The organism is Ahrensia sp. 13_GOM-1096m, assembly GCF_000620605.1.
Taxonomy (GTDB): Bacteria; Pseudomonadota; Alphaproteobacteria; order Rhizobiales; family Rhizobiaceae; genus Ahrensia; species Ahrensia kielensis.
Window position 1 is genome coordinate 233099 of record NZ_JIAX01000010.1, and the last position, 24345, is coordinate 257443.

Consider the following 24345-nt stretch of genomic DNA (forward strand, 5'->3'; position numbering starts at 1 on the left):
GGCTTTAGCGGCACCCGATAACCCCTTAGCATTATATGTTTGTTAACCATAAATCGCCACCATGAAGGATTAAAGCTATTGTTGGAGCAGAAGCATTGGGTCTTTCAAATTTTATCTGCGGTAGTTTTGTCGCTGCAATCATGACATTTAGTGCAGCCTCTGTTTTCGCTTCTGAATTTAACCAAGCGTGGCGCAACAAAAACCGTGCGCTTATTTTAGATGGTTATGAGTTCAACCAAATCAACATAAAGCAAATAACGACCAACAAGCGTGTTGCAGCTTTTATTCACAAAGCCTCTGACGGGTTGCCCGCACCTTATCGATGCACCGGCGATAACGCAGTTAAAAGCCTTTGTGTCGAGAAGTGGCGTCGTTATTCAATCGCGCGGGAACTTTACCACACGCGCCGCGCTCTAGCTAAAAAATCAGGTCTGAAATGGGGTGCATATCATTTGGCACGATCAGGCAATCCGCTCGATCAGGCCCGTCATTTCTTGGATTATGCCGAACCAACTGAAGACGAAGCTATTGTCATCGACATAGAAGATAATGATCCTGATAAATGGATGTCTCTTGATGATGCTGAAATTTTTGCACGTTACATTTACCGCAGACTTGGCCGATGGCCGATGCTTTATACCAATGGAAGCACGGCACAATTTATTGCCAACAACCGTGAAAAGTACGAAATTTTATCACGGCTTCCACTTTGGTATGCGCGTTATAAGCCAGATATCGGCACACATTTTCCAAAAGGACATTGGGAAAAATATGACATCTGGCAGTTTCAAGCGCAAATAAATTGTTCGGCGAAAAAATGTCCTTACCGCGTAAACGGTACAAATGATGATATCGACATTAATGTCGTCGACATGACAGTGAAAGAGCTGCATGCAGCATGGCCAATGGATCAACTCAGAGAAGTTATCGAGCCAGATAGTGCAGAAGAACTATTTATAGCTTCGCTGCCAAAAGCAGATTCGTCGCAAGCCGAAGAAAACATCGCCGCATCATCTTCAAATGATCAAAAGCTTTATTTGGCCCATCGCGAGCTGGCTGAAGCACGTGGAGCGGAAGTTCCACCATTAAACGTCGATAATACAGTAACAGCGTCTACCAAACCTGCGCCCATTAACGACCTCTATTGAGTTCATATTTCGGGCGTAGATATCGATTTCTACGTCCTGACTATTGCGCTGCCTTGATTGCTGCTTACATGTGAGTGAGAGCAACCCAAGAGGCTATAAAACGTGAAAAAAGTGCTTAAAAAGCTTATTCCAGCGAAATTTCGTAAAACAAACCCCGTTGTTCCTGTGGTTCGGTTAAAAGGCGTGATATCCGCAGGTGGCAATGCGTTTAACCCTGCCCTATCGCTTGCGAGCTGCGCAGAGATGCTGGAAAAGGCTTTCAAGAACAAAGAAGCGCCAGCCGTTGCGATCTCGGTTAACTCACCAGGTGGCTCGCCCGTACAGTCGCGTTTGATTTTCCGCCGTATCCGCGATCTTGCCGAAGAGCATAATAAGAAAGTTCTCGTTTTCACTGAGGATGCGGCGGCATCTGGCGGCTATATGATTGCGGTTGCTGGCGATGAAATTATCGCTGACCCTTCATCTATCATTGGCTCAATCGGCGTTATTTCATCTGGTTTTGGCTTTGTAGAAGCAATTGACAAGCTCGGCATTGAGCGCCGCGTTTATACCGCTGGGCAAAACAAATCGACACTCGACCCGTTTCAGCCTGCCAAAAAAGAAGACATTGAGCGTATCAAAGAGCTTCAGCTTGAAATCCATGATGTCTTTATTGATCTTGTTAAAAGCCGCAGAGCAGACAAATTGAGCGACAATCCGGACATTTTTACTGGCCGCTTTTGGGCTGGCCAAAAAGCAAAAGAGCTTGGCCTTGTCGACGAAATCGGCGATATGCGCTCATTCTTGAAAGCACGCTTTGGCCCTAAAACTGAACTAAAACTCATTACACCACAGCGCGGTCTTTTCGGCCGGCGTCAACCTTCTGCAACAGCGTCACTTTTTTCAGGTGTTAATACTGCGCAACTCTCATCAGATATGCTAGAAGGCGCTATGCATAATCTTGATGAGCGTGGTTATTGGAGCAGGCTCGGCCTTTAGATTGGGAGACCAAAATGCCTCAACTTTTACTCCTAGCAGCGGCTGCTGCCGTCGGCATTTGGGGCTATAAAAAGTTTCTGAATGAAGCTGAACGCGTTTCAAAAAGCGTCAGGCGTGCAGAAAAGGAACAAGCCAACCAAGCGCATGGCACATTGATCGAAGATCCTGAGACGGGTGAATACCGTCCTATGCGCGAAGATGAGCTTCAGAAATAACCTAGCAGACGCTTCGCATCTTGACGCTCGGCGTGTCGCATGCGACTTCGGTTAAAAATCAGGCCAACGGCAGAACAAAATGACCGCGCATACAAAAATTGACCCTACTCATCCATCCCGTTCATTTCAGGGATTGATATTAACGCTCCATAATTATTGGGCCCAATATGGGTGTGCGATTCTTCAACCCTACGATATGGAAGTTGGCGCTGGTACGTTTCATCCAGCAACAACTTTGCGTTCACTGGGACCAAAACCTTGGAAAGCTGCTTATGTGCAGCCTTCGCGGCGTCCGACAGATGGTCGTTACGGCGAAAACCCAAACCGTTTGCAGCATTACTACCAATACCAAGTTATTTTGAAGCCATCACCGCCGAACCTGCAGGAGCTTTACCTTGGCTCTCTCAAGGCAATCGGCATTGATCCCCTCCTCCATGATATTCGCTTTGTCGAAGATGACTGGGAAAGCCCAACACTTGGTGCTTGGGGCTTGGGCTGGGAATGTTGGTGCGATGGTATGGAAGTATCGCAGTTTACCTATTTCCAACAGGTTTGCGGCGTTGAATGTTCACCTGTCGCCGGTGAATTGACATATGGTTTGGAACGTCTTGCGATGTATGTTCAAGGCGTAGACAATGTCTATGACTTGAACTTCAACGGCATGGAAGGTGATGAGAAAATCACCTATGGCGACGTGTTTTTGCAGGCAGAGCAAGAATATTCTCGCCACAACTTTGAATACGCCAACACAGAAATTTTGCTTCAACATTTTAAAGATGCAGAGAAAGAATGTGTGGCTTTGCTCGCAGCTGGTGCACCTGCAGAAGGCTCTGATGCTGCGCTACATAAATGCGTGTTCCCTGCCTATGACCAATGTATCAAAGCATCTCATGTCTTTAACCTGCTTGATGCACGCGGCGTTATTTCGGTTACTGAGCGCCAGAGCTACATTTTAAAAGTACGCGACCTGTCAAAAGCCTGCGGCGAAGCATTTCTGAAAACAGAAGCTGGCGGCGCAACGCTATAAGAGCATAGCGCTTTTATCTTATCGTGCTGCGCTACCCCACAAGGTGTGCGGCATAGACAAATAACGCTTAATCGCCAGTGTATCAGCCCTATCAACTTATTGTGTTTGAAGGCCATGGAAACATTTGGACGCCCGCGCGTTCACATGGTGCACACTCTAATGTCTAATCACCAATAGGCGCATTAGTCGTTATCGAGGCATGCCCCGAAAGCTGGCAACCCCTCGCCGGTTTGAAGGGCGGGACACCCCGTACGCATATCGTGCGGGGTGTTCATATTTTCAGCCCATGAAAGCGCTGTGCAGTTATACACGCAACAGCTGAAAGCACGTGACATCGCACGCTTAGCTGTTTACTTTCCTTGTATTGTTAAAATTCGAGGGGAAAGTCATGTTTAGTGGCGGCACAATTACGCTTATTATCGTTGTAGCCTTAGTAGCTTATGCGATCATTATTTATAATGGTCTCGTTCGTTTGCGCCAGATGGTGCAAGAAGCATGGAGTGGCATTGACGTGCAGCTCAAACGCCGTGCAGATCTTATTCCCAATCTTCTCAACACGGTAAAAGGTTACGCAGACCATGAACAAGACACGCTGCGCGAAGTTACCGAAATGCGTACTCGCGCCCAAGCAGTTCCTGCGGGTGATATCGCGGGCAGAGCAGCGGCCGAAGGCATGCTGAGCCAAGCGCTTGGCAAACTGTTTGCAGTTGCAGAAGCCTATCCTGATCTGAAAGCCAATGAAAATTTCAAAGATCTACAGGACACGCTTGAGACAATTGAACGTGAAATCCAGATGTCGCGGCGCTATTACAACGGCTCTGCGCGTGATCTTAACATTAAGGTCGAAAGCTTCCCGTCAAATCTGGTCGCAAATAATTTCGGCTTCACCCAAGCTGCTTATTTCGAATTGGAAGATGCCAGCGACCGCGCCGTGCCGACTGTTGATTTTAGCAAATAGGTTTTCTAATGCGCCGTTTTCTCGTCCTGATTTTCATTGCTTTGCTGGGTGCTGCACTTCCAGCAAGCGCTTCTGAACGCATTCTTAGCTACAACTCGGATATCATCGTCGAGAAAGATGGTGCGTTTCTGGTGACAGAAACCATCACGGTTAATGCAGAAGGCAATCAAATAAGGCGCGGGATTTTTCGAGATTTTCCAACGGTGTTCGCAGATGACAATGACCGCGAACATAAGGTCGGGTTTGAGCTTATATCTGTTACCCGAAACGGCAATCCAGAACCTTCTACTGTGGAAAAAGGATCGCGCGCCTTAAATATACGCATTGGCAATGCAAATCATTTTCTGTCGCATGGTCGCCACACCTATGAGATAAAATATAGGACAACGCGTCAATTAAGACGTTTTGAAACATATGATGAAGTCTATTGGAATGCCACGGGTACACAGTGGGCATTCCCCATCGATAAAGCGCGCGTTACGATTACCCTGCCTGAAGGCGGCAAAATCGAAGATAGTATTTTCTTCACTGGCTCGTTCGGTGAACAAGGTAAAAACGCTCGGGCGGCAATCACATCAAACGGTCGTTCTGCACGTTTTGAAACAACTCAACCCTTGGGGCCACGTGAAGGTCTTGCAGCTGCTATCAAGTTTCAAAAAGGGCTGATCCCAGAACTAACACAGCAGCAAGAAATGCGGTTTTTCTTGCAAGATTATATCAGCGAAATCATTGCCTTTGTCGGGCTTGCTGTAATCTTTCTATATTACATGTTGATGTGGCTGCGTGTTGGGCGTGATCCAGCCAAAGGAACAATCGTTCCACGGTGGGACCTGCCAAAAGAAATATCACCGGCTTTATCCCACTACATTTATCACCATAGCCTCAAGAAGCAGGGCTTTACCGCCTTATCTGCGGCCGCCTTGTCTCTTGCCGTAAAAGGTATTGTGACACTGGATAATGCCAACGACACATTGACGATTACCCAAACGGGCAAAAATGCGAGCGATAAGCTTCCGGTTGGTGAAGCGCTTTTATTATCGCGCGTTAAAATGGCTGGCGGCACATTTAAAATTAACAAAAGTAACGGGCCGGCAGTCCAAAAAATGGCTTCCGCGTTTCGAAGCGGCATGGAAAGCGAACACCGTGGTAAATTTTTCAAGCAAAACTTAGGTTATGCTGTTCTTGGAATTTTCTTTTCCATTTGTGTTTTCATTCTCGCATTGGCGCTTGGCGGCTTTGATGAAGAAGTTATCGTTGTTCTTGTTCCTGCGATCATAATTGGCACGGTAACAACATCGCTTATTGTTAGCCTCACCAAATCATCAGGCAGCGGCCTATGGAGCAAAGTGCGCAAGGTTTTCACCTTGTTCTTTATTGTCGCCATCGTGGGCAATATTGGCGGCGTTCTCATCAGCCAGTGGGACTTTATAAGCCTGCCGATGTCTTTGATCTTGGCGCTTGTAACGATCATCATGGTCAATATCTTGTTTTTCCACCTATTGGGCGCTCCAACGCAAATTGGCCAAAAACACGCAGGCGAGATTGAGGGGCTAAAGCATTATTTGTCCGTCGCCGAAGAAGATCGCATGAATATGCTCAACTCACCGGAAATGTCTCCTCAGCATTATGAAACATTACTGCCCTATGCCGTAGCATTGGGGGTTGAAAAACCATGGTCAAAAGCATTCCAAGGCTGGCTCGCGGCGGCTGTTGCAGCTGGTGCTGCGGCGGCTGTTGCTTATAGCAACCGTGGTCCGGGCTGGTATCATGGTACAGACTTTTCCACAGACCGCATCAGTGACACGTTTGGTAAAATCGGCGACGACATGTCGAACACGATGACGTCCTCTCTGCCTGCGCCAAAAAGTTCATCATCAGGCTTTTCTGGTGGTGGCGGCTCATCCGGCGGCGGTGGTGGTGGCGGCGGCGGTGGCGGCTGGTAATGCCTGACAAAGCAAAAATGCTTGGCACAGCATGTGTTTTGCTTGTGCGCGACTTTGAAAAAGGCGTCGCTTACTGGAAAAACTGTCTCGGATTTACGGCTCACATATGGGGAGAGCCGCCCAATTTTGCGATTATGGAGCGCGATAATATTCGCGTCATGCTCTCTCATGCCCCCGATCACAACAACAAGCCCAATTGGGAAGTTGGCGGCGGCATTTGGAATGGCTATTTTTGGGGTGGACGATGGGCAATCAATTTATCAAGAGTTTATAGCCAACGGCGCCAAGATAGACTACACGCTGCATGAAAAGCCTTACGGAGTTTTGGAGTTCGGTATTCAAGACCTCGACGGGCATGACATCGCCTTTGGTCAAGATTTGAACTAAAGGCCCAAACTATCTGGACTGATAATGCCTGATTTATTGCTTGAACTGTTTTCAGAAGAAATTCCTGCCCGTATGCAGCGTAAAGCCGCTGGTGATTTGCGCGCGCGTGTTACCAACGCATTGGTGGACGCTGGGCTTACCTATGAGGGTGCAAAAGAATATTGGACCCCGCGCCGCCTGACCCTTGATCTGCGCGGTCTAACGGCACGATCAGCGGATATTTCAGAAGAGCGTAAAGGCCCACGCACAGACGCGCCAGAAAAAGCAATTGAAGGCTTTTTGCGCGGTGCAGGCCTTTCTTCCATTGAAGAAGCAACGATCAAGAGCGACCCTAAAAAGGGTGATTTCTATGTTGCGATCATCAAAAAAGAAGGCCGCAGCGCCCAAGATATTATCGCGGAGATTATGCCCGGCATTATCCGGGATTTCCCTTGGCCAAAATCAATGCGCTGGGGCGCACAGTCCGCAACCCCTGGTTCCTTGCGTTGGGTTCGCCCACTGCAATCAATCCTATGTACATTCGGGCCTGAAACCGAAGAGCCAGAAGTGATCGACTTTGAAGTTGCAGGCATTAAATCCGGCAACACCACACGCGGACATAGGTTTCACGCAGGCGAAGAATTCACTGTGCGCCGTTTTGATGATTATGTTGCAAAGCTTGAGAAGAACTTTGTGATATTGGATGGCGAGCGCCGCAAAGAAATTATTGCCAATGATGCGAAAAATCTCGCCTTCGCCAATGGTGTTGATCTTGTAGAAGATGAAGGCCTGCTGGATGAAGTTTCCGGTCTTGTTGAATGGCCTGTCGTGCTCATGGGTGAGTTTGAAGAAGATTTCTTGCAAATTCCTGATGATGTGACGCGCCTGACGATTAAAACAAACCAGAAATGCTTTGTTTGCCGCGTTCAAGGCTCTGATAAGCTGACCAACAAGTTCATTCTGGTTTCTAACATTGCAGCCAAAGATGGCGGCGCGGAAATTTCACACGGTAATGGCAAGGTAGTGCGTGCGCGTCTTTCCGATGCATTGCATTTCTGGAAAACAGACCAAGCCGACCTGCCAGACCTTGCGCAGCTTAAAGCTTCGGCTGAAAAGTTTGGCCTTGATCTTAAAAAGCCGCTCGACCAGCGCATGGCTAAGCTTGATAATCTTGGCGTGACATTCCATGCCAAAATCGGCACGCAAGGCGAACGTGTTGCGCGTATTGCAGCATTGGCTGAAGAACTTGCACCCATCGTCGGGGCGAACCCTCAAGAGGCTAAACGCGCCGCGCATTTGGCAAAAGCTGACCTGCCGACAGAAGCCGTTGGCGAGTTTCCTGAATTGCAGGGTGCCATGGGCCGCCGCTATGCTGAATTGCAAGGCGAAAGCAAAGCTGTATCCGCTGCGATAGAAGATCACTATAAGCCGCAAGGCCCGTCTGATGCCGTGCCAAGTGATCCGGTGGCGATTGCCGTCGCGCTGGCTGATAAGCTCGATACGCTGGTTGCGTTCTGGGCGATTGACGAAAAGCCAACGGGTTCAAAAGACCCTTATGCGCTAAGACGTGCGGCGTTAGGTGTTATTCGTATTGTTGTTGAGAATGGGCTTCAAATCCGTTTGAAAGATCTACTCCTCAAACATCATCCACGCATCTACCAACGTGAAGAACTCGCATTTCGTTTATTAACAAGAAACGTCGATGGATTATTTGAATACCCGACATTCTGGAACGAAATCAATTGGCCATATATCACCGATGATGGCGATGAATACTATCCAGTTGATAAATTTAAGTTCAACCATGATCAGAAAATTTGGATTTATCCTGAAGCCTTAATTCCAGATTGGCGAGATGACGTTCCACAAGAGTTAGAGTTCCAAAAAATTAGCTTTGGACCAAACTCAATATTTGATAAAACCAAAGATATTGAAAAGGTCTGCCAAACTCTCAATAGTTCTTTTGAGGCGATTGCAGACCTCCTCTCCTTCTTCCACGATCGCCTCAAAGTCTACCTTAAAGACAAGGGTGCGCGGCATGATTTGATTGATGCGGTGCTTTCTGAAGGCGATGATGATTTGCTGCTTGTTGTACGCCGTGTCGAAGCGCTCGGCAAATTGCTGACAAGCGAAGATGGCGCGAACATGCTGGCTGGCATAAAGCGTGCGCTCAATATTCTTAGCGCTGAAGAGAAGAAAGACGGCGAAGGCACATTTGATCAAGACATCGATCAAGCCCTGTTGACCGACCAAGCTGAGAAAGATTTATCAGATACAATTCTTGCCGTTCGCGACGATGTTGACCACTGTATCAAAGCAGAAGATTATGAAGGCGCATTTGCGATTTTGGCGCAGCTTCGCCCAAGTGTTGATGCTTTCTTTGATGGTGTGATGGTCAATGCAGACGATGCAGCTGTGCGGATCAACCGTTTGCGTCTTCTGGCATCGCTACGCGCCACAACGCAGAAGCTGGCGGACTTTTCAAAGATCGCCGGATAATCTCTTAATCTAAACGACAAAAAACCCGCATCGCTTTCGCAGTGCGGGTTTTCTTTTAAGCTCGTCTAAGCTGACCTGATTTTAGCGCAGTGCTGCGCCTTCAAATATTTTTTCTTCAACAGCGTCTTTGATGATCCTGTCTTCAATATCTTTGTCGCTTGTCTTTTCTAAATCAGCGATTGCATCTTCGACGCGCTCATCAACAGATTTAGATTTCTTTGTAGGGCCGCCAAGCTTCGCCTGTTTATTGCCTTGCGAACGGGCCGGCTCACTCGTCACCACTGGCAGCGCTGGGTCCATAATTGACGCGCTATTTGATGATGCTTTAATCACGACAGGCTCAGCGTCATCACCGCTAAACTCTACAAAGATGACAGATGGTAGCGACGTATCTTCCATCAAAGAATAGTCAGCCGAAGCTGGAATTGCACTTGCAGTTGTTAGCGCAGAAGCCGCGAACAATGTCTTATATAATGTGTTCATATCAGTTCCCCGTATTTACATTTGACGCAACAATAACAAAAACCTGTGTACGTCCGGTTTGAAAAGCTGGTTAATCTGACCTTAAAAAACGAGCGTTGCTGTGTTGTCATTTGCGCGTTAGAACGCCGTTATGAAACACGAAAACAGCGATAGAATTTTACCCGCCACAAGTGAAGCGATGGCGCGCGCGCTTACAATTCTTGGCAATGGCGGGCTTGTCGCTGTGCCAACGGAAACCGTTTACGGCCTTGCCGCTGATGCCACCAATGGCGAAGCTGTTGCAGGCATATTTTCGGCCAAAGGCAGACCGCAATTTAACCCGCTTATCTGCCATGTTTCGAGCCTTGAAATGGCACAAGAATATGCTGTTTTTGACGCGGCTTCTTTGGCTCTTGCAAAAGCGTTTTGGCCAGGGCCATTAACCTTGGTTTTGCCGCTTAAAAAAGACACAAAAATTCACCCCTTAGTGACAGCCGGATTAGACACAATTGGGCTGCGTTTTCCCAAAGGATTAACGGCAGAATTGATCGCGCAATATGGCAAACCACTTGCAGCACCAAGCGCCAATTCATCCGGTAAGATCAGCCCGACAACGGCGCTCGCAGTCTATCAAAGTTTGGGCAATAAGGTTGATTTAATACTCGATGATGGTCCATGTGCTGTTGGACTTGAAAGCACAATTGTTAAAGTGTCCGCTGGCACCGCTACGATTTTGCGCCCCGGCGGCATTACGTTAAGTGACCTTCGAAAGATGAGTCATTTGAATCTGTTAGAAGCAGAAGCAAATGCATCGATTCAAGCGCCCGGCATGATGGCATCGCATTATGCTCCCAACGCGCTGATGCGTCTTAATGCTGAGAAATTACTTGAAGGTGAAGCGCTTCTAGCATTTGGCCCTCACCGTATTAACGGCGCTGATAAAGCTGCGACACTGTTAAATCTATCTCCTTCTGGTGATTTGATTGAAGCTGCGGCAAACCTGTTTTCAATGATGTCTGAACTGGACAATTCAGGTGTCGCAAAAATAGCTGTTGAGCCAATCACAATGAGTGGTATTGGCGTTGCCATTAATGACAGACTAAAGCGCGCAGCAGCGCCAAGGGATAGTGACCATGAATGAGAATTTACGCGAAAAATTTATCGCAATTGTAGGCGCAAAAAATGCCCGCGTAAGCCAAGATGATATTGCCCCTTATTTGCACGAATGGCGCGACCGCTGGGAAGGCAAAAGCGACCTCGTTTTACTGCCCGCAAACACACAAGAAGTTAGCCAGATTCTCGCACTGGCAACAGAAACAAAAACACCGGTTATACCGCAAGGTGGCCATACTGGACTTGTTGGCGGCGGCATGCCAGATATGAGCGGCGACGCGATTATTTTAGCGACTGGCCGCATGAACAAGGTGCGCAACATAGACACAGCAGGCAACACGATTACTGTTGAGGCTGGCTGCATATTGCAATCCGTTCAAGAAGCTGCCGATGATGCTGGAAAGCTTTTCCCGCTTTCACTTGGCGCTCAAGGCTCATGCCAAATTGGCGGCAATCTATCCTCTAATGCTGGGGGCACTGGTGCCCTTGCATATGGTGTTGCGCGCGATTTGGTTTTGGGATTGGAAGTCGTCTTACCCACCGGCGAAATCTTGAATGATTTGAATTCGCTAAAAAAAGATAATACTGGCTATAATCTGCGCCATCTCTTTATTGGCGCTGAAGGCACGCTCGGCATCATCACCGCGGCCGTCTTAAAATTATTCCCTAAGCCTAAAGGTCAGGTTACTGCATTTTTGGCTTTGGAAACGCCTGCAGCTGCATTGGAACTCTTTCAAGCAGCACGCGATTTTGCTGGTCAGTCACTTACAGCCTTCGAGCTGATGCCACGCCTTGGTGTGGAATTTACCAGCAAACATGTAGACGGTGTTCGTGATCCGCTGACTGAGCCCTACCCTTGGTATGTGTTGATTGAAGTTTCGTCTGGTGAAAGCGAAGCACATGCGCAAACTTTGCTTGAGAACTTGCTAGAAAACCAAATGGAAGCCGGTATCGTTATTGATGGTGCTGTTGCAGCTTCAGTTTCACAATCAAAAGAGTTTTGGCATTTGCGTGAAGCGATGTCGGAAAGCCAGAAACCAGAAGGCGGTTCCATCAAGCACGACATTTCTGTGCCGGTTCATGCAATTCCCTCCTTTATGCAAGATGCAGAAAAAGCTGTTCTGGCGATTGAACCCAACGCTCGCATTTGCGCCTTTGGTCATTTGGGCGATGGAAACCTGCATTATAATATTTCCCAACCTGTCGGGGCGGACAAACAGGAATTTCTGGCTATGGACGCGGTCATCACCCCTGCGGTTCATGCGCTTGTGTTAAACTATAATGGTTCAATTTCTGCCGAGCACGGTATCGGCCAGATGAAACGAGACGAGTTAGCTAAGGTAAAAGACCCTGTCGCTCTCGATCTCATGCGCCGCATCAAAGCAAACTTCGATCCGGCAGGCATTATGAATCCGAATAAAGTCATATAACGGCACAGTTTTAGCCCTGTTGAGACGTATCGGATACGTAATTTAACCTATTCTATACTTCTCCTACCATTTCGTTACAGCTGGTAGAAAAGCGGTAACCATCTCTAAAAGCAGTATTTTCTTAACTCTGTCTGTTAGGTCCATTTTGTCGTCTTTCCACTAATTTGGTTTTTGACGAGATGGCAAAGACCATCCGTTTACAGGGACTTTTTAGTGAGAAGAGCAAAGAGGCAAAAGCCCGCGCTCTTGAAGAAGACAGGCGAGATGTCAAACATGTCAACAGTTGCGCAACCGGTTTGGGCCGGCCAAGAATTTAGACTTGATCCAACACGGCTACCACAGCAGGTGTCTTATGCATCACGCGTAAGTGGTAAAGCGGTTGAGATTACGGTCAATAAACGCGGTGCCGTATTGAAGCACAGCAGCGAAACCGATCTTGCTGATTTCAATATCGCATTGCCAAACAACTCATTTCGCGGTGTTGCAGCACGCGCAACGGAAACAGGGCCGGATACAGCTCTCGTGACCCTTGAGCTATTGCACGAAGATGAAGCGCTGTGCGTTCCGTTGCGTGTTGGCCATGAGCTTGCAGATATTGCAACCGACTGGCAGCTATGGGCGGAGCTGTTAAAGCTTCCGATGATGATTATTGATGCAGACGGTGTTGCACGTACACTCGAAGAAAGCGCTGCAAACGCAGTAATCAATGATCCCAATGGGCGCGGCCACAATGCGATGTTTGCTGAAGATCGTCCGCGCTATACTGCGCGTCGCCGTCTTGGCAATCTGGGTGTGCGTCTCATGGTTGACGGCAAAGAAATTATTGCCCGCAACTAATGCATCAATCAGATGGCGGCAGAAATCCCTGCCGCTATCAAGCCTGCAAAGATGATCCAACCGACAATGGTGTTGGATTTAAATAAGGCTAAGCACTGATCCCCATTATCAATGTCAATCACAATGATCTGACGCGCGAGATGAATCGCCGCCGCAACAAGACCGATATAAGCGATCCACGATGCGCCTGCGGTGTAAAAAGCGGCTGCGAAAAATATCAGCATCAATGAATAAAGAATGACAAGTGCAAATTTGGTTTTTTCTCCAAACAGACGTGCAGTTGAGCGAACGCCAACCAATGCGTCATCTTCTTTATCTTGATGGGCATAAATCGTGTCATAGCCAATCGTCCAAAAGATGCAGCCGATATATAGAAGAAACGGCGTTATCGTCAGCGCTCCAAAATAAGCAGCCCATCCCATAAATGCGCCCCATGAGAACGCAAATCCAAGAAACAGCTGCGGCCAATCGGTCACGCGCTTCATAAAGGGATAAATAGCAACAACGCCGAGTGAACAGAAACCAACAATTATCGCGTAATTATTAAATTGCAGCAGGACTAACAGTCCGACCAGAGCTTGCCCCACCAAAAATGTTTTCGCCTGTAGCCGCGATACTTGGCCAGATGGCAAAGGCCGCGAGCGGGTACGTGCAACTTGATCGTCAATTTTCTGATCTATGAGGTCATTATATGTGCAGCCTGCGCCGCGCATGGCTACTGCGCCAATGAGAAACAAAATCAAATGCCAAATATTAGGCAGAATTGCCGTTTCACTCATACCAATCGCAAGCGGTGCCAATGCTGCGGACCACCAACACGGCCAGAGCAACAACCACCACCCGATAGGGCGGTCCCATCTGGCAAGCTGAGCAAACGGCCACGCACTGCGCGGCAGCAATTTATAGGTCCAGTGTCCCGAAGGCGCGTCAGCTACACGCCCTTGCGCATCATGTGATTGAATCGAATCCATATTATTGAGTTACAAGGCGTGGACAAAAGGTCAAGTGGTGCCTCAGATATTGACCTGCGGCACTGCAGCGCTTAGCCAGACTTTTAAACACAGGAGAGTGATGATGAATGTGCTTTTGATCGGTTCTGGCGGGCGTGAACATGCCTTGGCATGGAAACTCGCACAATCTCCCCTACTTGGAACGCTGTTCTGCGCACCGGGCAATCCCGGCATAGCTGATGAAGCAACCAATGTTGTTCTTGATATAAGCAATCATCAGGCTGTTATTGATTTCTGCCGCTTGCAGAACATTTCACTTGTCATTGTTGGGCCGGAAGCACCGTTGGTTGACGGTATCGCTGATAGTTTGCGGGCGGCCAATATTTCAGTGTTTGGCCCGTCACAAGCAGCCTCACAATTAGAAGGCTCCAAAGGTTTCACCAAAGATCTCTGTGCAAAATACAATATTCCGACAGCGGCCTATCAGCGCTTTAATAATGCGCCAAAGGCAAAAGCCTATATTCGAGCACAGGGCGCACCTATTGTTATTAAAGCGGACGGTTTAGCGGCTGGCAAAGGCGTAACCGTTGCGATGACAATGGCTGAGGCCATGGATGCTATCGATGATTGTTTTGAAGGCGCATTTGGTGAAGCAGGCGCTGAAGTTGTTGTTGAAGAATATTTGGAAGGGCCGGAAATTAGCTTTTTCTGCCTTTGCGATGGAAAAATTGCAGTTCCGATGACGTCGGCTCAAGATCACAAGCGCGTCGGTGAAGGTGATACAGGGCCAAACACTGGCGGAATGGGCGCTTATTCCCCTGCTCCGCTGTTTGATGCTGAAATGCAAGCTGATGTGATGAAACGGATCATCGAGCCAACGATGCTCGGCATGGCTGAAATGGGTAATCCATTCTCAGGTGTGTTGTTCTGCGGCATTATGGTGACAGAAGATGGTCCAAAACTCATCGAATATAATGTTCGCTTTGGTGATCCGGAATGTGAAGTTTTAATGCTTCGTCTTGAAAACGATCTCTTACCATTGCTCAAAGCATCTGCGGATAATGATCTGACCGATGCTAAACTTAAATGGAGCGATGATACGGCTCTTACTGTTGTTATGTGTGCACCTAATTATCCTGCTACGCCGCAAAAGGGATCAAAAATTGATCTTGAAACAGTAAGCGCAATCAGCAGCGTGAAAATTTTTCATGCAGGCACAGCTCTAAAAGACGGCGCTTTGATCGCCAATGGCGGGCGGGTTCTGGCTGTTTGTGGCTCTGGCAGCACGGTTAAAGAAGCTCAAACCAAGGCCTATGAAGGCGTTAAAGCTGTTAATTGGCCGGAAGGCTTTTACCGCAGCGATATCGGCTGGCGCGCACTTTAAAATACGGGCGATGTGTTCGCATCGCCCGATTATCAATCATGTCATTGTGACATCAATTTATTGTCAAATTCAGTGGCGTAAATGGATGCAGGACGCGCCATACAGCGGTCTAACCAAGCATCAATGACAGGATCGCCCGGCTTGCCAAACCAGCTATAAGGCGAATGGACGAGCAGATCAGCTGCCGTATATTCATTACCTGTTAAAAACGGCTGGTCTGTAAGATGTTTTATCAGCTGTTGTTTCATCTCTATGCCGCCGCGAAATGTCGCCTCGATAAAGGGATGCGTAAGATTTGCTGCTTCCAATACCATTACCGGTTCCATGACACCTGAATACCAAGCAAACCAACTCAAATAAGAGCCGCGTTTTGCATCGCCCTGCGGGATATTCAACCCTGCATCAGGAAACAAATCCGCCAGATACAGCATGATCGCACTGCTCTCCCAAATTTCAACGCCATCATGGACGAGAAACGGTACTTTGCCATCGTGGTGTGGATTTTTAGGATCACGTTCGCCGCTTCCATCTTGGCGCGGTATCGTAACAACTTCAATGTTTACTGCGTCTAACGCATTGAGTTCTTTAAGCAAAGCGACCACGCGGGTCGAACGGGTTCTGGGTGAATGATAAAGGGTGAGCACTGTGAAATCTCCATATAGTGAAACGAACAGCCACCCGCTTAACACAGGCTAATTGACAACGTCTGTCAGGAGAGTTTGCTTGCTTGATATTAAATATCAAAAAGTGCCTGTTCACCATTTATCAATGCATCAGCACGCGGCGTGAAATCGCGGCCTTCCTCGTTATGCAAGATAAGCGGCGCGGTCATCTCCAGCTTTTTCTTGGAGCCCTTTTTGCCTGTCACCAAAATACGAATCGCATCTTCATACATACGTGGATGAACAGGCGTTATGCGCAGCGCTCCGAAACGTCCCATAAAACCGGCCAAAATCTCGCCGATGGACTGCGGACGCACAATTATTGAAAAATAACCGCTCGGCTTGGCGATTGATGCAGCTGTTCGCGACCATAGCTCAATGGTTTTGCCGTCCATCACATGCGCGAAAGAGCGCTCACTATGCGGGGAACGGCGATCATCGCTTTCATTAAATGGTGGATTTGCGATGACCCAATCAAAACTGTTTTGAACAAGCCCGCAGCGTGAACGTATTTCTCCGCTCGCGGTTATATCGGCCTTAAATATCTTGGTGCGCGCCGCAAAATTTTCATTATCGCTGTGCGCCAATGTTCGCTGAGCGCAGTCGATCATGGTATCGGACATTTCAAACAGAGAAGCACGTGCTTGCTGGCAGCGGCTCAGCACAGCCAATCCGGCTGCACCTGCGCCAGAGCCAAGGTCTGCAAGCTCTCCATCAAAGCCATCCGCAACACATGCGGCCAGTAACATGGCGTCTATACCTGCACGATGACCGCCTTTTTGCGGCTGTACCAGTGTAAATTTTCCGCGGTGAAAAGTGTCCGTTGTGAATTCAGTCACAGGCATCAACCATTATCCCGCAACTCTTTTTCCAACCCCACTTCAATGATGATCTGGCGCGCTTCTTGTAATTTAGCAGTTTCCACAAGTATGCGCTGCGGGATTGCCCCCACAGATCCTTCCAAAGTGCTCATATTTTGATCAGCCCATAAACATTCGATTTCAGCATCGCGCATGAGCGATTGAACGAATGATAGGGTGATTAAATTGTTAGATCGCAGTAATTCTTCCATCGGAATCATATACGCGTCTTTTTACCCAACTGCAAAACACTACTCATCACAGATTACTGATAATTTGTGTCCAACCAAATGCCTTCCGCGCCAATTCGCCACTTGCCCCAAAGCCTGCAAGTTTTTAAAGTGTTTATGCAACAAAGGAGAAGTATGTTGGGCGTTGTCGTATCACTCAATGAGTCACGTAAAGACAATGGCATCACGGCCCTAACGGAGCTTTGCGCAGACGGTATGAATAACGTCAACGCATTGATCCTTTCAAAGGCTGGTTCCGATGTCGAAATGATCCCAGAAGTGGCGCGCCATTTGATCTCGTCTGGCGGCAAACGACTGCGCCCTATGCTTACTTTGGCTGCTGCTGAATTATGTGGGTATCAAGGCGACGGCGATGTTAAGCTGGCAACCAGCGTTGAATTCATGCACACTGCAACATTGCTGCATGATGATGTTGTGGATGAGAGTGATCGCCGCCGTTCTAAACCAACAGCCCGTATGATCTGGGGCAACCAAGCCTCTGTTCTTGTCGGTGATTTTCTACTTGGCCAAGCCTTTAAGATGATGGTTGAAGTTGGCTCAATGGAAGCGCTGGATGTGCTTTCGTCTGCTGCGTCAATTATTGCTGAAGGCGAAGTGATGCAGCTTGCTGCCGCCAAGAACCTTAGTACTACCGAAGATGAATATCTGGCGGTTATCAATGCAAAAACAGCCGCTTTGTTCTCGGCTGCTGCCGAAGTTGGGCCCATTATTGCTGGCTCACCAAAAGACGAACGCGCTGCACTTAAATCCTATGGCACGAATCTTGGCCTTGCATTTCAGCTTGTTGATGATGTTTTGGATTATGGCGGCAATGCTAAAGATCTTGGCAAAAATGTCGGCGATGATTTTCGTGAAGGCAAAATCACCCTGCCTGTTCTTCTCGCATATCGCCGCGGCAACGATGAAGAGCGCATTTTCTGGCGTGAAAGCCTAGAGGGCGACAATAACACAGATGAGCGCCTAGATCATGCTCGCGCCTTGATGGCCAAGCATGGTGCCTTATCCGACACGATTACACGCGCCAAGCACTTTGGTGCGATAGCACGTGATGCGCTTGGGCCGTTCAAAAAGTCGCCAATGAAGAATGCAATGCTAGACGTCGTTGAATTTTGCATATCGCGCGTTAGTTAAGCCAAGAAGCGCGCCATTGCGGGTTTATCTTAAATTGGCCATTGTGCGTGTTATATTCGTAAAAACGATTCAGATCAGGTAGTTTAATGGCTCAACTTTCAATGCGTAGTTCTCTTGCCGCGTCTCTTCTTAGCGCAACTCTTTTGGTTGGCTCTGCGCATGCGCAGGAAAACTTGGAGCTTGAACTCAAATCGGCATCTACTTTTGCCGGTGCATTTTTGGCAGGTGGTGCAGCGTTACAAAATTATGATTTCGATGCCGCCGCGTTCTACTATGCCGATGCGTTAAATTATGACCCTGAAAATGTTGATTTGCAGCGCGAATTAATGATCGCCCTCATCAACACTGGTAAATTTGATCAGGCCCTTCCGCTTGCTGAAAAACTTAAAGATCAAATCGAAGTAGAACGTATTGCCCGTCTTGTCTTAGGCATTCAGGCAATTCGCGATGGGCGCTATACTGACGCGCAACCAATGTTGATTTTGAAACAGGCCAATGACATTGAACGCCTTATGACTGGCATTATGAGCGCATGGGCATCCCATGGTTCAGGCAATACGGATGCAGCACTTAAAACCGTCGATGGCCTAGCTGGGCCTGACTGGTTTGACATTTTCAAAACGTATCACGGCGCTCTGATTGCAAATGCTGCTGGCCGTGAAGATGACGCGATGAAGCGCTTTGAAGAGGCAATGAATGATGCAACGGGCGGCAGTGCTTCTCCGCTCACTTACCTTCGCATTGCACAAGTCTACGCTGTTAAACAGGCAACAAAGGGCAATATTGATGGCGCGCGTGCCACGATTGAACGAGGCTTGGCAATCGCGCCGAACAATCCGCCATTGCTGCAGTTAAAAGAAACGATCGCAGATAATCCAAAAACAATATCTGTTGCTACGCCAATTGATGGTGTTGGAGAAGTCCTTCTCAACCTTGGTTCTGCAATCAACAGAGAGGGCGCGGAGACTTTTGCAACGATCTATCTTGAGTTGGCACGCGTTGCGACACCCAATGAACCTCAGATATTGTTTGAACTTGGCGATATTGCAGAACGTCTCAGCCTGACTGAGAAAGCAATCGCGCTTTACGCTGCTGTACCAGAGAATTCGGCACTGTTTAGACCCGCCTCCCTTCAACAAGGCCTTGCTTTATCAATGCTCAAACGCAACGATGAAGCGATCTCGAAACTCCAAGCCTTGGTCAAAGAAAACCCGTTAGACTATGCCGGTTACATGGCTCTCGGCGGCGTTCTTTCGATAGAAAAGAAATATGACGAGGCGATTGAAGTCTATCAACAAGCTCTCACTAACCTTGATGCTGATGATCCGCGTTTTTGGCCGCTGCATTACCGTCTGGGCATTTCCTTTGAACGCACGAAGCAATGGCCAGAGGCAGAGAAGACTTTTCTTCACGCGCTTGAGCTATCGCCTAATCAAGCTGATGTGCTGAATTATCTTGGTTATTCATGGGTTGATATGAATATCAAACTCGATGAAGGCCTGGAAATGATCCAAAAAGCCGTCGAGATGCGTCCGCGCGATGGCTATATTACAGACTCACTTGGTTGGGCCTATTACCGTCTTGGCGATTTTGAAAAAGCTGTTGAGGCTTTGGAACGGGCGACTGATTTGCGTTCAAGAGATGCAACTATCAATGATCATTTGGGCGATGCCTATTGGCGTGTTGGGCGTAAACTGGAAGCGGTCTATCAGTGGAGCCAAGTGCTGAGCATGGATGGCGAAGATATCGACCAGAAGCGTGTGATCGAGAAGATTAATGCAGCGCATCAGGGCGATGCTTCAAAGTTCGTGGCCGAAAGTATTGATGACAGCTTAGCCAAAGATGCTGAAGCTGCAACGGACAATAAGAATGGGGCTTCAAGCGCCACCGATGGTGGTTAAAAACCATGCAATTACTCAATGCACCCGCGAAGATTAATCTCGCACTGCATGTAACCGGCCAACGTGAAGATGGTTACCATCTGATCGATTCACTTGTTGTGTTTGCTGGCACTGTTGATGCCTGCGATACAGTCCATGTTAGCACGTCAATTGTTGATGGTTTTGGTGTAAGTGGCCCTTTTGCCCATGACCTTACGAATGATGTTAATGGCGAGAATTTAGTTATCAATGCGCGTGACCATGTGCGCCTTGGTGCCATTAAAGCAGGTGTTTCGGTCCCTGCAGTCCACATTAGCCTTGAAAAACGCCTTCCCATTGCCTCTGGCCTTGGCGGTGGTTCATCTGATGCTGCGGCTGCCCTAACGCTTTTGCACAAGCATTGGAAGGTTCCATTTGATCCCGATCATAGTGGTCCGGCCGCCCTATCCCAAAAATTGGGTGCTGATGTTCCAATGTGCATGCTTAAAAAACCAGTGCATGTCACAGGCATTGGCGAGAAAGTTTCTATTTTGAAAAACTTTCCAAAACTCAATCTGGTTCTAGTCAATTGTGGGCAACAAATATCGACCCCAGACGTTTTTTCCGCTCTGAAAACCAAAAATAATTCAGCAATCTTTGACCTTCCAGACGATGCAGAAGAAATCGTGCCATTTCTGAAAGATCGCACACGCAATGATCTTGAAGAAGCAGCTATCGATCTATGCCCCGATATTCAAAAATCGCTCCACCTGCTTTATAGCGAAGGCGCAATTCTAGCGCGCATGAGCGGTTCAGGCGCGACTTGCTTCGGTATTTTCGATACTGCGCTTGCTGCAAGAACTGCCGCTCAAGCAATCAATGATGCAGAACCTAAATGGTGGGTAAAAGCAACACGAACGACTTCTTCATCATAGGAAATTGACATGAGCAGAATTGATGAGACGCGCCCGTTTATTCCGGTCAGCATCGCTGTTCTCACTGTATCAGATACGCGACTTATCGAAGAAGACAAATCTGGCAATACACTTATCTTGCGTATTGAAAAAGCAGGCCACAAATTAGCTGCCCGCGCTATCTGCCGCGATGAAACAGGGGACATTGCCAAGCAAGTTACTGAATGGTCCAAACGCGAAGACATTGATGTGGTAATCACAACCGGCGGCACAGGCTTTACGGGCCGTGATGTTACGCCTGAAGCGCTTGAGCCATTATTTGAAAAACGCATGGATGGATTTTCTGTTCTTTTTCATCAATTATCAGCGGAGAAAATTGGAACATCTACCATTCAATCACGCGCTACAGCTGGCTTAATCAACCAAACTTTCGTGTTTGTGTTGCCCGGCTCTCCCGGCGCTTGCAAAGATGCTTGGGACGGCATTTTGAACAGACAGTTAGACTACAGGCATATGCCGTGTAACTTCGTGGAAATCATGCCACGCTTAGATGAACACCTTAAACGGGGCGGCAATAAATCCGCTTAGATTAAGCTCGTATTATTTTCGCGCGTAACCGTTTGACCGCAAGTCCGCGCATCAGTTCAGCCGCTGTTTCCTGAGATTTGAAATTAGCGCGTGCTTGCCGCTTCGATATTAATAAACCACATGCAAGCGGGCTTTTAAAAACGCGCGGCTTTAAAAACCTTTGCCAAAATGGGCGGGCATTGCTTACAGTGAGTTGAAATGATGCCGCGCCACCGTCGGCATTCGCATGTGCGCTGACAATATCGGCCCAGCCAGCCGCAAGCGTTGCTCCGGCCTCCATGAACAATAGCCAGTCACCGCGTGCATCTGAACAAACCGCTTGAAAGTTCTTGTTCTCAACAAGATTGCAACCAGCTTCTTCAGCCAAATGACGTGTCATATCATCAAGCGCGTCATGCAGCACAATAACCTCCTGCACAAAGCCTTCCAACGCATAGGAGATAAGGTTCTCTAGCGTTTTGGCGAGTTGCTGGGTGCCGTTCTCTTCAACTGTCACAATTACCGTAATCATATGCATTTCTTAAGCCATGTTTCGCTGCAACGCAAAATGCATTTTGTTCTTGCTCTGTTCTCTTTATGTGATAGGAATATAGTCATCAACAAGCAGAATCGCTTTCACGATTGGAAAAATCATGAAGTACACAATACTGGATTCTATCAAATCAGCAGATAATGCCGCTTTTAGCCGCGCAGGAGAAGCAGGTACAAATCTTGCCAATGGCTTGATCGCGGAAGCAAGCTTACGCGTTCATGAGCGTCGCTCACGCGGGCGTGGTTCTGCGATGAACCCAACAGGGCGTTTCGAAGCTTTTACCCGCACAGAGATTGATGATGGCTGGCAGACAATTGATGAGCTACCGCCCTTTAAAACAGAAGTGACTGTTGAGCGCGCGCGCACCATTATTACTAAAAACACATCGCCTGATATTTCCTTTGATAAGTCGATCAATCCTTATCGTGGATGCGAACACGGCTGTGTGTATTGCTTTGCTCGGCCAACACATGCCTATCAAGGCTTGTCTGCAGGGCTCGACTTTGAAAGCAAGCTATTTGCCAAGCCTGACGCGGCTAAATTGCTTGAACGCGAGATTACGCGCCCTGGTTATAAGGTTAAGCCGATAGCCATCGGCACAAACACTGATCCTTATCAGCCCATTGAACGTGATTGGCTGATCATGCGCTCCATTTTGGAAGTGTTAGAGAAATATAATCATCCTGTTGGCATTGTTACCAAGTCTGCCCTTGTGACACGGGATATCGATATTCTGGCTCGGATGGCAAAAAAGGGACTTGCTAAAGTTGCTTTATCCATCACCACGCTTGATCGAACTTTGGCACGCACAATGGAGCCGCGCTGTTCGACGCCATCCAAGCGCCTTGAAGCAATCAAGCAATTAACAGATGCGGGTATTCCGACATCTGTGATGGTTGCGCCCATTATTCCAGGTCTTAATGACTATGAACTAGAGCGGATTTTGGACAGCGCTTTTGCTGCTGGTGCGCGTGAAGCAGGTTATGTCTTGCTGCGCCTACCTTTGGAGGTTGCGCCGGTCTTTAAGGAATGGCTTCTGCGCCATTACCCTGAGCGTTATCGCCATGTGATGTCGCTTATTCGCTCTATGCGCGGTGGAAAAGATTATGACGCTGACTGGCGCAAACGTATGCGCGGTACGGGACCTTATGCTTGGCAAATATCGAGGCGTGTTGAGATGACTTGCAAGCGCCTTGGTATGAATACCAATCGCCTTAAGCTAAACGCCGATCTTTTTATCAACCCAAAGCCAGACCAAGAGCAATTGGAGCTTTTGTAAATTTACCCCTTCACAGCATTTTTCTCCCCCATGAAGAGTGCTGTGTGGTCGTTGTTCAGTTTTTGTTATCTGCGATGCCCCCACCTCGTCGCCGATGCTTGATTATCCCAATCCACTGGTTTCAAGTGATTACATTGACTGAACACTTGCAGAGAGCTGGTTGTCATGCCAAATCATCATGACGATGAATAAGCGCGATGTCGGCTCTCTGCCCCTTTTCCAAACACCACAAGGTGCAAATGCGCCTTTTCCAGATTTTCCATTTGATGCTAAATCTGTTCCGGATTTTCAGTTCGAAAACTATCTTCACGCCCAGGGATTTAACTCTATCGCTGGGACAGATGAAGCGGGCCGCGGGCCACTTGCTGGCCCTGTCGTTGCTGCGGCAGTCATTCTGCCTCTTGGCGCTCAAATTGAGGGGCTGAATGATTCCAAGAAGCTTAGCATCGCAAAACGTAACATTCTTTTTGATGTCGTCATGGATGTCGCGCTTTCAGTTGCTGTCACATCGATATCTGCCGAAACAATTGATCGCACCGACATTCGCAAAGCAAGCCTAGAGGCAATGCGCCGCTCCATTATGCGGCTCGGAGTCCTACCAGATTTTGTTCTGGCAGACGGGCGCGATATACCGCCCGCACTACCCTCACACATGCCAGCCAAAGCACTCGTCAAAGGCGATGGTCGCAGCATGACGATTGCAGCCGCTGCTATTGTTGCAAAGGTAACACGTGACCGCATGATGGCGCAGATTGGGCTGGAAAACGAAGGTTACGGCTTAGAGAAGCATATGGGCTACGGTTCAGCCCAGCACAGGGCTAAGATTGAAAATAAGGGCGGTATCACGCGCATACACCGATTTTCATTTAGGCCATTACGCAAAGACGACCTTTCGTAAACTTCATTGTCTAAAATGCAAAAACCGCGCTCAGTTTCCTGAACGCGGCTTTCAAATTCTT

23 protein-coding genes and 2 pseudogenes are annotated in these 24345 nt (G+C 48.1%); 19 read left to right on the forward strand and 6 right to left on the reverse strand.

Annotation, left to right across the window (positions count from 1 at the left end; all coding sequences use genetic code 11):
- Positions 1 to 95 precede the first annotated feature (95 nt).
- From N530_RS0107320 to N530_RS19490, 9 genes and pseudogenes are all read left to right on the forward strand, one after another.
- Complete coding sequence (locus N530_RS0107320; protein WP_026480168.1) at positions 96 to 1148, forward strand: glycoside hydrolase family 25 protein; 1053 nt, start codon at positions 96 to 98, stop codon at positions 1146 to 1148.
- Positions 1149 to 1250: 102 nt separating this feature from the next.
- Positions 1251 to 2126 (forward strand): S49 family peptidase, encoded by an 876-nt coding sequence (locus N530_RS0107325; protein WP_026480169.1) that lies wholly within the window; start codon positions 1251 to 1253, stop codon positions 2124 to 2126.
- 14 nt (positions 2127 to 2140) lie between these two features.
- Positions 2141 to 2341 carry a hypothetical protein gene (locus tag N530_RS0107330; protein WP_018689415.1) on the forward strand — a complete coding sequence of 67 codons (201 nt, stop codon included), beginning with the start codon at positions 2141 to 2143 and terminating at the stop codon, positions 2339 to 2341.
- Positions 2342 to 2420: 79 nt separating this feature from the next.
- A complete protein-coding gene (locus N530_RS0107335; RefSeq protein ID WP_026480170.1) occupies positions 2421 to 3368 on the forward strand; it encodes a glycine--tRNA ligase subunit alpha in 948 nt (315 codons plus the stop codon).
- Between the two features lie 388 nt (positions 3369 to 3756).
- Positions 3757 to 4326, forward strand: a complete 570-nt coding sequence (locus N530_RS0107340) for a LemA family protein (RefSeq protein WP_018689417.1) — start codon at positions 3757 to 3759, stop codon at positions 4324 to 4326.
- A gap of 8 nt (positions 4327 to 4334) precedes the next feature.
- On the forward strand, positions 4335 to 6269 hold the full coding sequence (locus tag N530_RS0107345) for a DUF2207 domain-containing protein (RefSeq protein ID WP_026480171.1): 1935 nt from the start codon (positions 4335 to 4337) through the stop codon (positions 6267 to 6269).
- Positions 6269 to 6577, forward strand: coding sequence for a hypothetical protein (locus N530_RS17620; RefSeq protein ID WP_202899041.1), 309 nt, complete (start codon positions 6269 to 6271; stop codon positions 6575 to 6577). The genes N530_RS0107345 and N530_RS17620 overlap by 1 nt, the downstream gene beginning before the upstream one ends.
- Before the next feature lie 103 nt (positions 6578 to 6680).
- A pseudogene (gene glyS, locus N530_RS19485) lies at positions 6681 to 8229 on the forward strand (glycine--tRNA ligase subunit beta); the annotation flags it as partial.
- Positions 8230 to 8606: 377 nt separating this feature from the next.
- Positions 8607 to 9134: pseudogene (locus N530_RS19490) on the forward strand (DALR anticodon-binding domain-containing protein); the annotation flags it as partial.
- An 81-nt stretch (positions 9135 to 9215) separates the two neighbouring features.
- Here the strand turns inward: N530_RS19490 and N530_RS0107360 are convergent.
- Positions 9216 to 9617 carry a hypothetical protein gene (locus N530_RS0107360; RefSeq protein ID WP_026480173.1) on the reverse strand — a complete coding sequence of 134 codons (402 nt, stop codon included), beginning with the start codon at positions 9615 to 9617 and terminating at the stop codon, positions 9216 to 9218.
- A gap of 130 nt (positions 9618 to 9747) precedes the next feature.
- Between N530_RS0107360 and N530_RS0107365 the strand changes: the two genes are divergently transcribed.
- The 3 genes from N530_RS0107365 (at position 9748) to N530_RS0107375 (ending at position 12976) form a co-directional block, all read left to right on the forward strand.
- Complete coding sequence (locus tag N530_RS0107365; RefSeq protein ID WP_051540812.1) at positions 9748 to 10737, forward strand: L-threonylcarbamoyladenylate synthase; 990 nt, start codon at positions 9748 to 9750, stop codon at positions 10735 to 10737.
- Positions 10730 to 12139 (forward strand): FAD-binding oxidoreductase, encoded by a 1410-nt coding sequence (locus tag N530_RS0107370; protein ID WP_026480175.1) that lies wholly within the window; start codon positions 10730 to 10732, stop codon positions 12137 to 12139. Before N530_RS0107365 ends, N530_RS0107370 begins: the two co-directional genes overlap by 8 nt.
- A 273-nt stretch (positions 12140 to 12412) precedes the next feature.
- Positions 12413 to 12976: a DUF6101 family protein gene (locus tag N530_RS0107375; protein ID WP_051540813.1), complete on the forward strand. Its 564-nt coding sequence runs from the start codon at positions 12413 to 12415 to the stop codon at positions 12974 to 12976.
- 8 nt (positions 12977 to 12984) lie between these two features.
- On the opposite strand, the gene ubiA is transcribed toward N530_RS0107375, so the two are convergent.
- On the reverse strand, positions 12985 to 13947 hold the full coding sequence (gene ubiA, locus N530_RS0107380; RefSeq protein WP_026480177.1) for a 4-hydroxybenzoate octaprenyltransferase: 963 nt from the start codon (positions 13945 to 13947) through the stop codon (positions 12985 to 12987).
- A 103-nt stretch (positions 13948 to 14050) separates the two neighbouring features.
- Here ubiA and purD point away from each other — a divergent pair, with 103 nt between their 5' ends.
- Entirely contained in the window at positions 14051 to 15310 is a 1260-nt protein-coding gene (gene purD, locus N530_RS0107385; RefSeq protein ID WP_026480178.1) for a phosphoribosylamine--glycine ligase, read from the forward strand.
- A 41-nt stretch (positions 15311 to 15351) separates the two neighbouring features.
- On the opposite strand, the gene N530_RS0107390 is transcribed toward purD, so the two are convergent.
- The 3 genes from N530_RS0107390 to N530_RS0107400 all read right to left on the reverse strand — a co-directional run bounded on the left by N530_RS0107390 (position 15352) and on the right by N530_RS0107400 (position 17053).
- A complete protein-coding gene (locus N530_RS0107390) occupies positions 15352 to 15954 on the reverse strand; it encodes a glutathione S-transferase family protein (RefSeq protein ID WP_026480179.1) in 603 nt (200 codons plus the stop codon).
- An 89-nt stretch (positions 15955 to 16043) separates the two neighbouring features.
- Positions 16044 to 16817: a tRNA1(Val) (adenine(37)-N6)-methyltransferase gene (locus N530_RS0107395; protein WP_026480180.1), complete on the reverse strand. Its 774-nt coding sequence runs from the start codon at positions 16815 to 16817 to the stop codon at positions 16044 to 16046.
- Positions 16817 to 17053, reverse strand: a complete 237-nt coding sequence (locus N530_RS0107400; RefSeq protein ID WP_155851947.1) for a DUF2007 domain-containing protein — start codon at positions 17051 to 17053, stop codon at positions 16817 to 16819. The genes N530_RS0107395 and N530_RS0107400 overlap by 1 nt, the downstream gene beginning before the upstream one ends.
- 147 nt (positions 17054 to 17200) lie before the next feature.
- Between N530_RS0107400 and N530_RS0107405 the strand changes: the two genes are divergently transcribed.
- The 4 genes from N530_RS0107405 (at position 17201) to moaB (ending at position 21575) form a co-directional block, all read left to right on the forward strand.
- A complete protein-coding gene (locus N530_RS0107405; RefSeq protein WP_026480182.1) occupies positions 17201 to 18214 on the forward strand; it encodes a polyprenyl synthetase family protein in 1014 nt (337 codons plus the stop codon).
- Between the two features lie 86 nt (positions 18215 to 18300).
- Positions 18301 to 20115, forward strand: a complete 1815-nt coding sequence (locus N530_RS17625; RefSeq protein ID WP_051540814.1) for a tetratricopeptide repeat protein — start codon at positions 18301 to 18303, stop codon at positions 20113 to 20115.
- Positions 20116 to 20120: 5 nt separating this feature from the next.
- On the forward strand, positions 20121 to 21008 hold the full coding sequence (locus N530_RS0107415; protein ID WP_026480183.1) for a 4-(cytidine 5'-diphospho)-2-C-methyl-D-erythritol kinase: 888 nt from the start codon (positions 20121 to 20123) through the stop codon (positions 21006 to 21008).
- Between the two features lie 9 nt (positions 21009 to 21017).
- Positions 21018 to 21575, forward strand: a complete 558-nt coding sequence (gene moaB, locus N530_RS0107420; protein ID WP_026480184.1) for a molybdenum cofactor biosynthesis protein B — start codon at positions 21018 to 21020, stop codon at positions 21573 to 21575.
- Between the two features lies 1 nt (position 21576).
- Here the strand turns inward: moaB and N530_RS0107425 are convergent, their stop codons facing one another.
- Complete coding sequence (locus N530_RS0107425; protein WP_026480185.1) at positions 21577 to 22086, reverse strand: hypothetical protein; 510 nt, start codon at positions 22084 to 22086, stop codon at positions 21577 to 21579.
- A gap of 121 nt (positions 22087 to 22207) precedes the next feature.
- On the opposite strand from N530_RS0107425, the gene N530_RS0107430 reads away from it, so the two are divergent.
- Entirely contained in the window at positions 22208 to 23386 is a 1179-nt protein-coding gene (locus N530_RS0107430; protein ID WP_035266596.1) for a PA0069 family radical SAM protein, read from the forward strand.
- A gap of 178 nt (positions 23387 to 23564) precedes the next feature.
- The gene (locus N530_RS0107435) at positions 23565 to 24284 is read left to right on the forward strand and encodes a ribonuclease HII (protein WP_026480187.1); all 720 of its coding nucleotides are present in this window, start codon (positions 23565 to 23567) and stop codon (positions 24282 to 24284) included.
- Positions 24285 to 24345 lie beyond the last annotated feature (61 nt).

What these genes read in the sequence shown, in the direction of transcription:
- N530_RS0107330 (WP_018689415.1), top strand. Translation starts at nt 2,141, where the DNA reads ATGCCTCAACTTTTACTCCTAGCAGCGGCTGCTGCCGTCGGCATTTGG.
- N530_RS0107335 (WP_026480170.1), top strand. Translation starts at nt 2,421, where the DNA reads ATGACCGCGCATACAAAAATTGACCCTACTCATCCATCCCGTTCATTT.
- N530_RS0107340 (WP_018689417.1), top strand. Translation starts at nt 3,757, where the DNA reads ATGTTTAGTGGCGGCACAATTACGCTTATTATCGTTGTAGCCTTAGTA.
- N530_RS0107345 (WP_026480171.1), top strand. Translation starts at nt 4,335, where the DNA reads ATGCGCCGTTTTCTCGTCCTGATTTTCATTGCTTTGCTGGGTGCTGCA.
- N530_RS17620 (WP_202899041.1), top strand. Translation starts at nt 6,269, where the DNA reads ATGCCTGACAAAGCAAAAATGCTTGGCACAGCATGTGTTTTGCTTGTG.
- N530_RS0107360 (WP_026480173.1), bottom strand. Translation starts at nt 9,617, where the DNA reads ATGAACACATTATATAAGACATTGTTCGCGGCTTCTGCGCTAACAACT.
- N530_RS0107365 (WP_051540812.1), top strand. Translation starts at nt 9,748, where the DNA reads ATGAAACACGAAAACAGCGATAGAATTTTACCCGCCACAAGTGAAGCG.
- N530_RS0107370 (WP_026480175.1), top strand. Translation starts at nt 10,730, where the DNA reads ATGAATGAGAATTTACGCGAAAAATTTATCGCAATTGTAGGCGCAAAA.
- N530_RS0107375 (WP_051540813.1), top strand. Translation starts at nt 12,413, where the DNA reads ATGTCAACAGTTGCGCAACCGGTTTGGGCCGGCCAAGAATTTAGACTT.
- ubiA (WP_026480177.1), bottom strand. Translation starts at nt 13,947, where the DNA reads ATGGATTCGATTCAATCACATGATGCGCAAGGGCGTGTAGCTGACGCG.
- purD (WP_026480178.1), top strand. Translation starts at nt 14,051, where the DNA reads ATGAATGTGCTTTTGATCGGTTCTGGCGGGCGTGAACATGCCTTGGCA.
- N530_RS0107395 (WP_026480180.1), bottom strand. Translation starts at nt 16,817, where the DNA reads ATGCCTGTGACTGAATTCACAACGGACACTTTTCACCGCGGAAAATTT.
- N530_RS0107400 (WP_155851947.1), bottom strand. Translation starts at nt 17,053, where the DNA reads ATGATTCCGATGGAAGAATTACTGCGATCTAACAATTTAATCACCCTA.
- N530_RS17625 (WP_051540814.1), top strand. Translation starts at nt 18,301, where the DNA reads ATGGCTCAACTTTCAATGCGTAGTTCTCTTGCCGCGTCTCTTCTTAGC.
- N530_RS0107415 (WP_026480183.1), top strand. Translation starts at nt 20,121, where the DNA reads ATGCAATTACTCAATGCACCCGCGAAGATTAATCTCGCACTGCATGTA.
- moaB (WP_026480184.1), top strand. Translation starts at nt 21,018, where the DNA reads ATGAGCAGAATTGATGAGACGCGCCCGTTTATTCCGGTCAGCATCGCT.
- N530_RS0107425 (WP_026480185.1), bottom strand. Translation starts at nt 22,086, where the DNA reads ATGATTACGGTAATTGTGACAGTTGAAGAGAACGGCACCCAGCAACTC.
- N530_RS0107430 (WP_035266596.1), top strand. Translation starts at nt 22,208, where the DNA reads ATGAAGTACACAATACTGGATTCTATCAAATCAGCAGATAATGCCGCT.
- N530_RS0107435 (WP_026480187.1), top strand. Translation starts at nt 23,565, where the DNA reads ATGACGATGAATAAGCGCGATGTCGGCTCTCTGCCCCTTTTCCAAACA.